Source organism: Dickeya zeae NCPPB 2538 (genome assembly GCF_000406165.1).
GTDB classification, from domain to species: domain Bacteria; phylum Pseudomonadota; class Gammaproteobacteria; order Enterobacterales; family Enterobacteriaceae; genus Dickeya; species Dickeya zeae.
The window spans coordinates 3,185,148-3,197,242 of record NZ_CM001977.1; the positions used below are offsets into that span (position 1 = coordinate 3,185,148).

Here is a 12,095-nt window from a genome sequence, read left to right on the forward strand (position 1 = left end):
GCATGACCCATCAGCCCGCTTCCGTTCGCTGGCAATTATGGATTGTCGCCTTCGGCTTTTTTATGCAAGCGCTGGATACCACCATCGTCAACACAGCCTTGCCTTCTATGGCGGTCAGCCTGAATGAAAGCCCGCTACGGATGCATGCGGTGATCGTCGCCTATGTATTGACAGTCGCCATGCTGTTGCCTGCCAGCGGCTGGCTGGCAGACCGGATTGGCGTTCGCAATATTTTCTTCTCCGCCATTATGCTGTTTAGCCTTGGTTCACTGCTTTGCGCCCGCTCCACCACCCTCAACGAGTTGCTGTTTTCCCGCGTGATTCAAGGCATTGGCGGTGCCATGATGGTGCCGATTGGACGCCTGACGGTCATGAAGCTGGTGCCACGCGATCAATACATGGCCGCAATGACCTTCGTGACATTGCCGGGGCAGATAGGCCCGCTGATGGGGCCAACACTTGGCGGTTTTCTCGTCCAGTACGCCAGTTGGCACTGGATTTTCCTGATTAATATCCCGGTGGGTCTGGTGGGTGCCTTCGCCACCTGGTGGCTGATGCCCAATTTCACCATGCCACCACGTCGCTTTGATCTTCTCGGTTTTGTTTGTCTGGTGATCGCCATGGGCACCCTGACACTGGCGCTAGACGGCCAGAAAAGCCTGGGGTTGTCCGCCTTAGCGTTGAGCGCACTGGTGCTGACCGGCGTTCTGGCGCTATTGGGGTACTGGTGGCACGCCAGAGACAACGAGCAATCGCTGTTCAATCTGCGTTTATTTGATACCCGCAGCTTTAGTATCGGTCTGTTCGGCGGCTGGCTGGCACGCATCGGCAGCGGCATGTTGCCGTTTATGACCCCGGTATTTTTGCAAATTGGTCTGGGCTACACACCGTTTCATGCCGGGATGATGATGATCCCGCTGGTGCTGGGCAATATGGGGATGAAACGGATTGTGGTGTTGATCGTTAACCGGTTTGGCTACCGTGTGGTGCTGATAGCTTCGACATTGACGCTGGCGCTGGCTACGCTGCTGTTCGCGCTGGTCGCACTGCTGAACTGGCACTGGATGACGCCGGTGGTGCTGCTGTTGGTCGGTATGGTCAACGGCATCCGGTTTTCCACTATGAATACCCTGACGCTCAAAGATCTGCCGGACGACCTGGCCAGCGGCGGTAACAGCCTGCTGTCGATGTCAATGCAGCTCTCCACCAGTATGGGGGTGACTATCGCCGGGCTGCTGCTGGGCATTTTTGCCAATCAGCATCTGGTGAGCGGTACACCGGAAACCCACACCGTATTCCTGTATACCTATCTGTGCATGGCGGCGGTGATGGCATTCCCAGCGCTGATTTTCAACCGGGTGCCGCCCGATACCGTTCAGCAGGCGACGCTGACGCGCCCTTCATGAGGTGAATGATGAGATTCGGCATTACCGCCAGACTGTTTCTGGCCATTTTCTCCACCTGTATGCTGGTGCTAATCATCATGCATTTCGGTGTCCGGCTCAGTTTTGAGAAAGGGTTTATCGACTATATCCGCCGTGGTAACGAACAGCGGGTGGTACAGATTCGTGGCTGGCTGGAAGATCAGTACCAGCAGTACGGCAACTGGGATTTTCTGCAAAATACCGAACGCGGTATTTTCCCGATGCTGCGAGCAATGGAGCAGAATAACGACGAGGCGATGCAAGGCTGGCGTACCCGGTTTTGGGTGACGGATGAGAACCGCCGTCGCCTGATAGGCCCACCGATTCCAATGCCTGCGGGCAGCACCTGGCAGCCGCTGATGGCGAAAAAACGCGTCGTTGGCTGGCTGGTGGCAGCACCAGTAGAAGGGCTGACCCGTAGCGCCGATATCAGTTTCGATCGCCAGCAACAGCGCACCAGTTGGCTGATCGTCGCCTTTACTACTCTGTTGGCAGCCGTGGTGACCTGGATGATGTCCCGTGGCCTGCTGGCACCGGTCAAACGACTGGTCAACGGTATTCATCAACTGGCTGGCGGCGACTTTAGTACCCGGGTCACCGCCAGCGGGCGCGATGAACTGGATAGGCTATCGCAAGATTTTAACCAGTTAGCCTCAGCGCTGGAGAAAAACGAGCAGTCACGCCGGGCGTTTATGGCAGATGTCTCCCATGAATTACGCACGCCGCTGGCGGTGTTACGTGGTGAACTGGAAGCCTTGCAGGATGGCGTGCGACGGCCCGATAGCGCCGCATTTAGCTCGCTGCAAGCAGAGGTCGCTTTGTTGACCAAGCTGGTGGACGATCTTCATCAACTCTCGTTATCTGACCTGGGCGCACTGGCTTACCGTAAGTCGGCCGTCAATGCCAGCGCATTGCTACAGTTATCTGTGGCGGCGTTTAGAGAGCGTTTTCAACACAAAAGCATTCAACTGACCACGCATCTTCATCCTGAAGCGGTGATATTTGGCGACCCGGACCGTCTGAATCAGTTGTTCAACAACCTGATGGAAAATAGCCTGCGTTACACGGACGATGGCGGGCAACTGGAAGTGGAGACCGCACTACGTCCGCAGCGGCTGATTATTCACTGGCGTGATAGCGCCCCCGGTATCAGCGATGAACAACTGGCGCTGATCTTCGAGCGTTTCTACCGTGCGGAAAGCTCGCGCAACCGTGCCAGCGGCGGCTCCGGATTGGGGTTAGCCATTTGCGCCAAGATCGTTGAGGCGCACGATGGACGCCTGTATGCTGATCATTCAGCGCTTGGCGGCGTACAAATCACCGTCGAGCTCCCGTTGCACCTATCCTGATACAGGAACTGACATCGACATGACCGCCTCCTCTCCTGCAACGACGGGTGATGAAAACCTGCCGGTGCTGATCGTTGAAGATGAGCCCAAACTGGCCCAGTTACTGGTGGATTACCTGCAGGCATCTGGTTATCGCACCCACTGGCTGACCCAGGGAGAAGAGGTCGAACCCTGGGTACGTGAACACCCCTGCCAGCTCATTCTGTTAGACCTGATGCTGCCGGGCCGTGACGGCCTGACGCTTTGCCGCGCCATTCGCGGTTTTTCCAATGTGCCGATCATTATGGTCACCGCACGTACCGAAGAAATTGACCGACTGCTTGGGCTGGAAATCGGTGCCGACGATTACATCTGTAAGCCCTACAGCCCGCGTGAAGTGGTCGCCCGGGTGAAAACCCTGTTGCGCCGCTGTCGCTGGCAGCATGAACCGCTACCGAATGATGTCTTACCCGCGTTGCTGATTGACCAGAATCGTTATCAGGCCAGTTACCTCGGCCGTCATCTGGAACTGACGCCCGCCGAATTCCGGCTGTTAAAAACCCTCTCAGCCGAACCAGGGCGCGTTTTTTCACGCGAGCAGTTGCTCGATCATCTGTACGACGATTACCGGGTGGTGACTGACCGTACCATCGACAGCCACATCAAGAATCTGCGCCGTAAGCTGGAAGTGTTTGACCGGGAAACCTCGTTCATCCGCACGGTTTATGGCATTGGTTATCGCTGGGAAGCCGCCGCCAGTCAGGAAATATAACGCCCTCGCCCATTGGGGTACGCAGTCAAAGAAACTGTCTGACTCGGTTAAAAATTTGCAATTTTCTATTGGCTCGTGGCTGCTAGCATAATCACAGACAAAAATGATGATAATGAGGGTAAACATGTCGGGATTAGTCAATGGCAAGTGGGTCGATGGCGATGTAGCGGCCGAAGAAATCAAAGGCGGGGCTTTCCATCGTCAGGAAACCCGATTCCGTGCCACCGAGCTGATACCGGAGGCGGGACGATATCAGTTATTTGTCTCGTATCTTTGCCCGTGGGCCTCCCGTACAACGATTTACCGTAACCTGAAAGATCTTGGCAACGTGATCACTTTGTCGGTCGCGGATCCCCGTATCGGCGAACAGGGTTGGGAATTCAGTACTCCGCAGGATGCTGGCGAACACGTCGCGCCGGTGCGCTACCTGCACCAGCTTTACACCGCCAGTGACGCGCATTACACCGGGAAAGTCTCGGTTCCCGTACTGTGGGACCGCAAAGAAGGCCGTATCGTCAATAACGAGTCGTCGGAAATCATCCGCCTGCTTAACCATGACTTTAATGATTTGACCGGTAACCGTCTGGATTTCTACCCAACGGATCTGCGGGCGGAAATCGACCACTGGAACAGCCTGATTTACGACAACATCAATAACGGCGTGTATAAGACTGGCTTTGCCAAAACACAAGCGCACTACGACCAGGCGGTAACGAGCTTGTTTGCAGCACTGGATACCGTGGAAGCCCACCTGGCACACCATCGCTATCTGGCGGGCGACACCCTGACCGAAGCGGACTGGCGACTGTTCGTGACGCTGGTGCGTTTTGATGCGGCTTACCACGGTGCCTTCAAATGCAACATCCGTCGACTGGAGGATTATCCGCACCTTTCCGGCTATCTGCGCGAGCTGTATCAGTGGCCGGGGGTCAAAGACACCGTCAGGCTGGACGACATCAAAGCCGGTTACTACAGCATTCGCTGGCTCAACCCGACCGGTATTATTGCAAAAGGGCCACTCGTGGACTTCGAACGCCCACACCAGCGTGAGTTGATTGGCCCCTCAGCCGGTATTCGCTCCCTCTAATCTTCATTCACGGCCAGAGAAACGCTGGCCGTGAAGCATCATGCCCATCAATAGACGTACTTTCTGTAAGCCGACTACTGATTTTTCCCGCCGTTGGCGTTAGAATCTGCCGCCTTTACTGTTCCCGCCCAGGAACAGCCTGACCTGTGATCAGACTTGAGAAACCACCATGTTTAAACCGGAATTACTCTCTCCGGCCGGTACGCTGAAAAATATGCGTTACGCCTTTGCTTATGGCGCTGATGCAATTTATGCCGGCCAGCCTCGCTACAGCCTGCGTGTGCGCAATAACGAATTCAACCACCAGACGCTGGCGCAAGCCATCAATGAGGCCCATGCGCTGGGTAAGAAATTTTATGTGGTGGTTAACATCGCCCCCCATAACGCCAAACTGAAAACCTTCCTGCGTGACCTGCAACCGGTGGTCGACATGACCCCGGATGCGTTGATCATGTCTGATCCGGGGTTGATTATGCTGGTGCGGGAAAACTTCCCCCAGATGCCGATTCACCTGTCGGTACAGGCCAACGCGGTCAACTGGGCGACGGTGAAGTTCTGGCAGCAGATGGGGCTCAGCCGGGTGATTTTGTCACGCGAACTGTCGCTGGAAGAGATTGAGGAAATCCGCCACCAGGTGCCAGAAATGGAGCTGGAAGTGTTCGTTCACGGCGCATTGTGTATGGCTTATTCCGGCCGCTGCCTGCTGTCTGGCTATATCAATAAGCGCGACCCGAATCAGGGCACCTGTACCAATGCCTGCCGCTGGGAATACAACGTGCAGGAAGGTAAAGAAGACGCGGTGGGCAACATCGTGCATATCCACGAGCCGATTGCGGTTACCCAGATAGACAGCGCTCAGCCGCAACCCACGCTAGGCATCGGCGCACCGACCGATAAGGTCTTCATGCTGGAAGAAAAACAGCGACCGGGCGAATACATGAGCGCGTTTGAAGACGAGCACGGCACCTACATCATGAACTCACGCGATCTGCGCGCCATTCAGCACGTAGAACGCCTGACCAACATGCAAGTCGCCTCGCTGAAAATCGAAGGCCGCACCAAGTCGTTCTACTACTGTGCCCGCACCGCACAGGTGTACCGCCGCGCTATCGACGACGCTGTCGCCGGTAAACCGTTTGACCCGACGTTGCTGCAAACGCTGGAAGGCCTCGCGCACCGTGGTTACACCGAAGGCTTCCTGCGCCGCCACGTTCATGAGGATTACCAGAATTACGACTACGGTTACTCGGTGTCTGACCAGCAGCAGTTTGTCGGGGAGTTCACCGGCGAGCGGCGCGATGGTCTGGCGGAAGTGGCGGTCAAGAACAAGTTCTCTCGCGGCGACAGCGTGGAAATGATGACGCCGGGCGGCAACGTCCAGTTCACTATCGATACCCTGCTCAATAAAAAAGGTCAGGCTGTCGAGGTAGCGCCGGGTGACGGCCACACCGTGTATCTGCCGGTACCGGACGATATCGACCTGGAATACGCGTTACTGCTGCGCAACCTGTCGGGGACAACCACCCGCAACCCGCATGCAAAATAGCAAAAAAGTGACACAATCGTGCCAATTGTGACATTTTTTAGAATCAGATCACATCAATGGCACTGGTGACTGGTTATTATTGCAGCGCTGAGAAAATACAAAACGAAAAATAAGCGTAGTAATGCTACTAGGAACCACCTCCTTGGCCAGCTCAATCTCCCTTGAGCTGGCTTTTTCTTTGCGCGCTATTCACGTTTGAGGCGTGGGCTGTTTACCAGATAGAGCGTGATCACCAAAATCAGGATCGCCCCGGCATAGGTGAAGGTATCCGCCGGATTTTTATGATCGACGATAATCAGCCGTACAATCGCGGTGATACCGATGTAGATGAAATAGCGCAGCGGGAAGTGATAGCCGGAGAGAAAATACTTCACGATCAGCGCCAGAAATTCAAAATAGAGGAAATAAATCACCAGGCTTTCGATCAGCATATACGACGACTCTTTTTCATTACTGACCAGCAGTACCGTCGCCAAATGCCAGGTTTCCTTAGCCAGGAAAACCACCAGAATCGCCGCCAGCACCAGCAGGCCGAAATTGAGTATCGTCTGTAATCCTCTGGCAATCATGACCGCACGCGCAGACCCCGCCATAAGCCTCTCCTTAACACTAGATTCAGAGAAAATACGCCCCAAAAAAACAGCCCCTGAAGACCTGGGAGACGTCAGTGTCGCCATCTGGCAATAACCTGACGGAGATCACAAAACTACCGGGTCATCAGCGAGCTGTCTATGCAATATTTTTTACTACTTATCTGGTTTTCTTATCGCTTTGCTCAGGCTGCCATCATCACCACCAGCGGTGAAAATGGTGTACCGGACCGATGCCGTGGCCGACTTCCAGCGAATCAGCCTGCTCCAGCGCGCCTTGCAGGTAGGCTCGTGCAGCAGACAGGGTGTCGAGCCAGTTATTATGGCGCGGTCGCAACGCTGCCAGCGCCGCCGACAACGTACAACCGGTGCCGTGTGTATGTCGGGTGTGCACGCGCGGCGTGCTTAACCGGACAGGCTCGGCATGTGGCATGAACAGCCAGTCTGGGCTTTCCCGGTCGCTCAGGTGCCCGCCTTTCATCAGCACCGCCTGACACCCCATCGCCAATAGCGCTTCGCCTTGCTGGCGCATCCCGTGCTCATCGTCAGCAGGTGCGCACTGTAACAGCGCCGCCGCTTCAGGCAGGTTAGGCGTGATCAACGATACGCGCGGCAACAGCAACTGACGCACCGCCTCCACTGCCTCCGCCGCCAGTAGCGGATCACCGCTTTTGGCCAACATCACCGTATCCAGCACCACATAAGGCACCGGGTAACGCAACAGCCGGTCTGCCACCGCTTCCACAATATCCGTCTGTGCCAGCATGCCGATTTTCGCGCTGTCAATGCGGACATCGCTCAGTACCGAATCCAGTTGGGCTGCGACAAACGCCGGCTCAATGCGGTAAACCGACTGCACACCACGGGTATTTTGTGCCACCAGTGCGGTAATCACACTGGTGCCATACGCCCCCAGTGCCGAGAAGGTTTTCAGGTCAGCCTGAATACCGGCACCACCGCTCGGGTCAGTACCGGCGATCGTCAGCGCGTTGATACGTTTCATACCAGCGCCTCCCGCTTCAGGGTATAAAGCGCATCCAGAAACGCAGGAATAAAACTTCCCGGCCCCCGTGCCTGCACCGCGGCCTGTTGCCCGCAGTGAGACATCACCGCACAGGCAGCGGCCACATGACCAAGGCGGTCACCATCCAGTGCACAGAAGCCCGCGACCACCGCCGACAACGCACACCCGGTGCCAACCACCCGGGTCATCAGCGGGTCGCCGCCGGGTATCGCCAGCACCCGATCGCCGTAGGTCACATAATCCACCTCGCCGGTGACCACCACGCAAGTGGCCCAGCGTTGTGCCAGTGCAATGGCGCAAGGCAAGGCCGCCAGCACATCGTTGCCGCTGTCCACGCCACGTCCGGCGGACTGTTCGCCCGCCAGCGCCATTACTTCGGAGGCGTTACCACGGATAGCCGCTGGCTTCATCGCCAGTAATTCAACGGCAAATTCAGTGCGAAAACGCAGGCCACCGACCGCGACCGGGTCTAGCACCCAGGGTGTACCGGCGTTGACGGCGCTGGTTACCGCGGCGCGCATCGCCTGCGCGCGGTCGGCCTCAAGCGTCCCCAGATTAATCAGTAACCCATCGGCCAACGCACTAAACTGCGCGGCTTCACCGGCATCGACCACCATCGCGGGCGAAGCGCCTAACGCCAGCAACACATTGGCGGTAAACCCTTGCACCACCTCATTGGTAAGGCAATGCACCAGCGGTGCGCGTAAACGGAAAGCATCGAGAGAATCCGCGACGGACGCGGCAGGGAAAAGTACAGGTCGAGCGTTCATAAACCTCCCAACCGGCGTGAAAGAAGGCGGTACCGGTGGGATACCGTGACTTCCCTACGCTGGCATTATCCAGTTCAGGTAATACGGGTATTTCTCAGCCCGCTTTTCATAAAGGGGCACCCCGAGTCGTGGTGATTACATTTCTTTATTAATTAGTGAGTTATGTAAGTTTTCTTGTTTGTCTATGGTTGTTTTTACGAATCTCATTACTGAGCATTGTACCCTGACCCAAAATCCTGCTCCATTCAGAAACAGAATTCCGGCATGATTGACCCTGACCCCGAATCTGATCCACCCATAATCAGAAATTCTCGACTTCAGGATGACTGCATATTCTGGCAACCGACAGATTTTTGAGCAAATTCGGATGGCGTCATCCAGCCCAGCGCAGAATGGGGACATCCCTGATTATAGTGTATGCGCCAGGCTTCGATTTTGCACCGTGCATCCTCCAGAGACATGAACCCGTTCTCGTTCAGGCATTCCTGCCGCAACCTGCCGTTGAAGGATTCCACCGTGGCATTGTCCGTCGGTGTTCCCGGCCGGGAAAAATCAATGCGGATACCCCGTTCGTAAACCCATTTATCCAGCATTTTTCCTGCAAATTCAGAGCCATGATACCTATTGAATGCATCCAGTTCGCGTTTTACTCAGCCATTTTCTACAACTTGTAATGCCTGTCACAAGTGGAGAAAATCAATGAATACTCTTGTCAGTAACACCAGCCTGTCGGGGACACTGATTTGCCCTGGATATCGCTAAAAAACATCATGATGCAAAAATTCGACACCCGGGTGGACGAACATCTTTCCTGCGTATTGAAAATACACTGGAAGGCTTCAACCGATTACTTGCGCTCACCGCTTCCCCCCATAATGATATTATCGCGGCCTTTGAACCTACCGCTGATTATCACCGTAACATCGCATAGTGGTTACATAAGCAGGGCGTAAAATGCCATCTTGTTTCATCTGTCAGATGTGCGCGAGCACGTGAGATGCTGTTTAAGACCTGGGATAAAAATGATCGCAAAGATGCCAGTGTCATTATGTATTTGCTCGAACAGGGATTATCTTCACCATTTTATGATCCTCTGGCGAACGGCATTATCGATATACATGAGATATCAAACACATACCATCAGGTTACTCTGGCCCGAACCCGATGCCTGAACAGCCTGGTTAACCACTATCTGACCCTTTATTTCCCCGAGGCTGAGCAATTTCTGCATATGTCCCGGGCAGAGTGGTTCTGTCAGTTTTTACTTCACTTCCCTACACCGTCTTGTATCACATCACTGAACCGGGATGTGTTTGTAAAACAGTCATGGGATGTTGTTGGCAGGAAACAGTATAAACAGCAGTTTCTTGAACATCTCTATGATGTTGCTGCGGATCCCATTGCCTTACCGTTGTCAGAAGATTCTCTGGCCGTGACCACGTTCAGATTACAACTTCATCGTTATGTCGGGCTTTCGGCACAGCGATTGCAGCTTGAAAAGCAGGCGGAAAATTATTTACAGGAACGGAGTGACTACAGGCACTTACGTACGATCCCTGGTATTGGCGCCATCATTGCCCTTATGATAATTGCTGAAAGCGGTGATCTGACACGTTTCGCTCATTACCGGCAGTACCTCAACTTTTGCGGTTTTAATCTTTCCGCCAGCCAGAGCGGGCAAAAGCACAGTGGTTACAGATTGTCGAAGCGTGGAAATGCGCGGTTAAGATATGCCTTCTGGCTTGCCGCCACCGTAGCCGTAAGAACGAGAGAAAACAGCTTCCGCTACAAATATGAACGTTATATTCGGGAAAATGGCGATAAGCCAGATCAGAAAAGAAAAGCCATGACGGCTGTAGCAACAAAAGTCGCCAGAGTGGCGCATGCAATTGTAAAGCAGGATATTGATTACAAAGGGTATGATGAAATAAGCCATGGGACGTGATTCAACGGGCCGTAAGGCGCATCGCGACCATTAGATAATGCTCAACGCCCATGGTTTCCAAAATGCTGTGTTAAGTCCTGTCGGGCCATTCGGACCCTTGTATGTCATGGTAAGCATATTTATAAGCCGAAAGGAGATGAGCGATATCGGATACAACAATGAACCATCGCCGTTGTATTAGATGGCAGGATCCTTGCGCGCAAAAACTGTTGATTCAAACGGTAGTCCGTTGTCGGTTTTCAGCAACTGAGGCAACGGGCAATGACTGGCGATATGGTTCAGCATCTCAGCGACCTCTGTTGAACGAAGGTTCTGTCCCACACAGATCCCAAGACACTCGCGCGTGTAGAGATCGATAACGGTCAGCAGGCGTAATCGACGTCCGCCAAACAAGGCATCAGAGACAAAATCCATACCCCACACAGGGTTCGGATATAACCCCTGAGCTTGCGGTTGACGCCGCTGGGCAGATTTGTTGCGGTGTGGCCGCTTGAGACGTAACGATAGCCCCTGCTGGCTGTAAAGACGGTAGATCCGCTTGTGATTATCACGCCAGCCTTCGCGCCTGAGCATCACATGTACCCGTCGGTAGCCGTAATGCACCCGGGTTTCAGTGATCTCACGAATGCGCAGGCGCAGCGCACTGTCATCAGCGGCGACAGAACGGTATCGAAACGAACTACGACTGATCCGCAATGCAAAACAGACCTGTCTCTCACTGGCACCGTAGCGCGCTTGTAAATCCCTGACCCATTCGCGCAGACGTGCCAGCGTCAGCTCTTTTTTGCGAGGACATCCTGCAACATCGCTTTATCGAGGCTCAGATCGGCAACCCGCTTCTTCAACCGCAGATTTTCTTCTTCAAGCTGTCGCATATGCTTGAGTTCTGACGGTGAAATCCCACCGTATTTTTTACGCCACGTATAAAAAGTGGCATCAGAAATCCCCAGCTTGCGGCAGACTTCCGGCACCGGCGTACCCAATTCAGCCTGCTTCAGGGCAAACACAATCTGTTCTTCGGTGAATCGCGACTTTTTCATCGGCACAACCTCCGTTCAGGGAGTCATTATCATGCCGGAATTCTGTTTCTGAATGGAGCAGGATTTTGGGTCAGGGTCACTATTGCTAAAGAGGCTAAAAAGTACAAGGGCAAGCAAAAGAACAAAGAACTGCACAGTAAGATTATTGCGATGCTCTAGGCCAAGAAGAACACACCTGACGAGATCGCAAAACTTTGTGATTGCGGGAGGGCTACAGTGTTTCGTGTGAAGAAAGAAATGCTCGCCAGTCTTAGCGGCAATGAACGCTGATATAGCGGGAGGAGGAAAAGGAAAAAGGCTTGCAGTTTAGTACAGTTCAAATCCACTCGATATCTAAAATAAGCCTGTAAATAAATCGGTGAAACTGACCACAGTATATTAATTTTTGTATTGCGATTAATTATAAAGTATAGCAATAAACAATCAAGGCAGCTCGCAACACTAAATCAAGCTTAAAAAACATATTAGGAATGTCGCAATTTAGCATGTTTTTTTAAATAACTATATTAAGACAAATTGAATAACATGGTTTATAACCCAACAATTAAAATCTTACAGTCTATTAAATT

At 53.6% G+C, this 12,095-nt stretch carries 8 protein-coding genes, 4 pseudogenes and 1 riboswitch; of the genes and pseudogenes, 7 read left to right on the forward strand and 5 right to left on the reverse strand.

Going from position 1 to position 12,095, the window contains the following annotated elements; genetic code table 11:
* Nucleotides 1-2: 2 nt before the first annotated feature.
* The 5 genes from mdtD (at nt 3) to trhP (ending at nt 6,157) form a co-directional block, all read left to right on the forward strand.
* Nucleotides 3-1,406, forward strand: coding sequence for an MFS transporter (mdtD, locus tag DZE2538_RS13920; protein ID WP_038914396.1), 1,404 nt, complete (start codon nt 3-5; stop codon nt 1,404-1,406).
* A gap of 8 nt (nt 1,407-1,414) precedes the next feature.
* A complete protein-coding gene (gene baeS / locus DZE2538_RS13925) occupies nt 1,415-2,773 on the forward strand; it encodes an envelope stress sensor histidine kinase BaeS (RefSeq protein ID WP_038916604.1) in 1,359 nt (452 codons plus the stop codon).
* 19 nt (nt 2,774-2,792) lie between these two features.
* Complete coding sequence (gene baeR, locus DZE2538_RS13930; protein ID WP_019844878.1) at nt 2,793-3,524, forward strand: envelope stress response regulator BaeR; 732 nt, start codon at nt 2,793-2,795, stop codon at nt 3,522-3,524.
* 124 nt (nt 3,525-3,648) lie between these two features.
* Nucleotides 3,649-4,611, forward strand: coding sequence for a glutathione S-transferase family protein (locus DZE2538_RS13935; protein WP_019844877.1), 963 nt, complete (start codon nt 3,649-3,651; stop codon nt 4,609-4,611).
* Between the two features lie 169 nt (nt 4,612-4,780).
* The gene (trhP, locus tag DZE2538_RS13940; protein ID WP_038916605.1) at nt 4,781-6,157 is read left to right on the forward strand and encodes a prephenate-dependent tRNA uridine(34) hydroxylase TrhP; all 1,377 of its coding nucleotides are present in this window, start codon (nt 4,781-4,783) and stop codon (nt 6,155-6,157) included.
* A gap of 185 nt (nt 6,158-6,342) precedes the next feature.
* Here the strand turns inward: trhP and psiE are convergent, their stop codons facing one another.
* From psiE to DZE2538_RS13960, 4 genes and pseudogenes are all read right to left on the reverse strand, one after another.
* Nucleotides 6,343-6,750 carry a phosphate-starvation-inducible protein PsiE gene (psiE, locus tag DZE2538_RS13945; protein ID WP_016943320.1) on the reverse strand — a complete coding sequence of 136 codons (408 nt, stop codon included), beginning with the start codon at nt 6,748-6,750 and terminating at the stop codon, nt 6,343-6,345.
* A gap of 196 nt (nt 6,751-6,946) precedes the next feature.
* The gene (gene thiD / locus DZE2538_RS13950) at nt 6,947-7,750 is read right to left on the reverse strand and encodes a bifunctional hydroxymethylpyrimidine kinase/phosphomethylpyrimidine kinase (RefSeq protein ID WP_038916606.1); all 804 of its coding nucleotides are present in this window, start codon (nt 7,748-7,750) and stop codon (nt 6,947-6,949) included.
* Nucleotides 7,747-8,541, reverse strand: coding sequence for a hydroxyethylthiazole kinase (thiM, locus tag DZE2538_RS13955; protein ID WP_038916607.1), 795 nt, complete (start codon nt 8,539-8,541; stop codon nt 7,747-7,749). Before thiM ends, thiD begins: the two co-directional genes overlap by 4 nt.
* 34 nt (nt 8,542-8,575) lie before the next feature.
* A riboswitch (TPP riboswitch) is annotated at nt 8,576-8,675 on the reverse strand.
* A gap of 183 nt (nt 8,676-8,858) precedes the next feature.
* Nucleotides 8,859-9,158: pseudogene (locus tag DZE2538_RS13960) on the reverse strand (integrase core domain-containing protein); the annotation flags it as partial.
* A gap of 82 nt (nt 9,159-9,240) precedes the next feature.
* Here DZE2538_RS13960 and DZE2538_RS13965 point away from each other — a divergent pair.
* Nucleotides 9,241-10,486: pseudogene (locus DZE2538_RS13965) on the forward strand (IS110 family RNA-guided transposase).
* 210 nt (nt 10,487-10,696) lie between these two features.
* On the opposite strand, the pseudogene DZE2538_RS21280 reads toward DZE2538_RS13965, so the two are convergent.
* A pseudogene (locus DZE2538_RS21280) lies at nt 10,697-11,526 on the reverse strand (IS3 family transposase); the annotation flags it as partial.
* A 75-nt stretch (nt 11,527-11,601) separates the two neighbouring features.
* On the opposite strand from DZE2538_RS21280, the pseudogene DZE2538_RS21410 reads away from it, so the two are divergent.
* Nucleotides 11,602-11,796 (forward strand): annotated as a pseudogene (locus DZE2538_RS21410) (recombinase family protein); the annotation flags it as partial.
* Nucleotides 11,797-12,095: the final 299 nt, after the last annotated feature.

Excerpts from the sequence above, each read along its gene's own strand:
- mdtD (WP_038914396.1), top strand. The coding sequence starts at position 3 with ATGACCCATCAGCCCGCTTCCGTTCGCTGGCAATTATGGATTGTCGCC.
- baeS (WP_038916604.1), top strand. The coding sequence starts at position 1,415 with ATGAGATTCGGCATTACCGCCAGACTGTTTCTGGCCATTTTCTCCACC.
- baeR (WP_019844878.1), top strand. The coding sequence starts at position 2,793 with ATGACCGCCTCCTCTCCTGCAACGACGGGTGATGAAAACCTGCCGGTG.
- DZE2538_RS13935 (WP_019844877.1), top strand. The coding sequence starts at position 3,649 with ATGTCGGGATTAGTCAATGGCAAGTGGGTCGATGGCGATGTAGCGGCC.
- trhP (WP_038916605.1), top strand. The coding sequence starts at position 4,781 with ATGTTTAAACCGGAATTACTCTCTCCGGCCGGTACGCTGAAAAATATG.
- psiE (WP_016943320.1), bottom strand. The coding sequence starts at position 6,750 with ATGGCGGGGTCTGCGCGTGCGGTCATGATTGCCAGAGGATTACAGACG.
- thiD (WP_038916606.1), bottom strand. The coding sequence starts at position 7,750 with ATGAAACGTATCAACGCGCTGACGATCGCCGGTACTGACCCGAGCGGT.
- thiM (WP_038916607.1), bottom strand. The coding sequence starts at position 8,541 with ATGAACGCTCGACCTGTACTTTTCCCTGCCGCGTCCGTCGCGGATTCT.